The organism is Citrobacter sp. wls829, assembly GCF_005280825.1.
In the GTDB taxonomy this organism is placed as follows: Bacteria; Pseudomonadota; Gammaproteobacteria; order Enterobacterales; family Enterobacteriaceae; genus Citrobacter; species Citrobacter gillenii.
Window position 1 is genome coordinate 1 of record NZ_SZWP01000073.1, and the last position, 1,309, is coordinate 1,309.

At 53.1% G+C, this 1,309-nt stretch carries 1 rRNA gene; it reads left to right on the top strand.

Annotated elements, in window-relative coordinates:
• Positions 1-1,309 (top strand): 23S ribosomal RNA (locus FDW88_RS16530); the annotation flags it as partial.

Sequence of the window (1,309 nt, forward strand, 5' to 3'; positions counted from 1 at the left end):
GAAGCGAACCGGGGGAACTGAAACATCTAAGTACCCCGAGGAAAAGAAATCAACCGAGATTCCCCCAGTAGCGGCGAGCGAACGGGGAGCAGCCCAGAGTCTGAATCAGCATGTGTGGTAGTGGAACGGTCTGGAAAGTCCGACGGTACAGGGTGATAGTCCCGTACACAAAATCGCATGTGTTGTGAACTCGAAGAGTAGGGCGGGACACGTGGTATCCTGTCTGAATATGGGGGGACCATCCTCCAAGGCTAAATACTCCTGACTGACCGATAGTGAACCAGTACCGTGAGGGAAAGGCGAAAAGAACCCCGGCGAGGGGAGTGAAAAAGAACCTGAAACCGTGTACGTACAAGCAGTGGGAGCCTTGATTTATCAGGGTGACTGCGTACCTTTTGTATAATGGGTCAGCGACTTATATTCTGTAGCAAGGTTAACCGTATAGGGGAGCCGAAGGGAAACCGAGTCTTAACTGGGCGTTAAGTTGCAGGGTATAGACCCGAAACCCGGTGATCTAGCCATGGGCAGGTTGAAGGTTGGGTAACACTAACTGGAGGACCGAACCGACTAATGTTGAAAAATTAGCGGATGACTTGTGGCTGGGGGTGAAAGGCCAATCAAACCGGGAGATAGCTGGTTCTCCCCGAAAGCTATTTAGGTAGCGCCTCGTGAACTCATCTTCGGGGGTAGAGCACTGTTTCGGCTAGGGGGTCATCCCGACTTACCAACCCGATGCAAACTACGAATACCGAAGAATGTTATCACGGGAGACACACGGCGGGTGCTAACGTCCGTCGTGAAGAGGGAAACAACCCAGACCGCCAGCTAAGGTCCCAAAGTCACAGTTAAGTGGGAAACGATGTGGGAAGGCACAGACAGCCAGGATGTTGGCTTAGAAGCAGCCATCATTTAAAGAAAGCGTAATAGCTCACTGGTCGAGTCGGCCTGCGCGGAAGATGTAACGGGGCTAAACTGTGCACCGAAGCTGCGGCAGCGACACTATGTGTTGTTGGGTAGGGGAGCGTTCTGTAAGCCGTTGAAGGTGTCCTGTGAGGGGTGCTGGAGGTATCAGAAGTGCGAATGCTGACATAAGTAACGATAATGCGGGTGAAAAACCCGCACGCCGGAAGACCAAGGGTTCCTGTCCAACGTTAATCGGGGCAGGGTGAGTCGACCCCTAAGGCGAGGCCGAAAGGCGTAGTCGATGGGAAACAGGTTAATATTCCTGTACTTGGTGTTACTGCGAAGGGGGGACGGAGAAGGCTATGTTAGCCGGGCGACGGTTGTCCCGGTTTAAGCATGTAGGCGG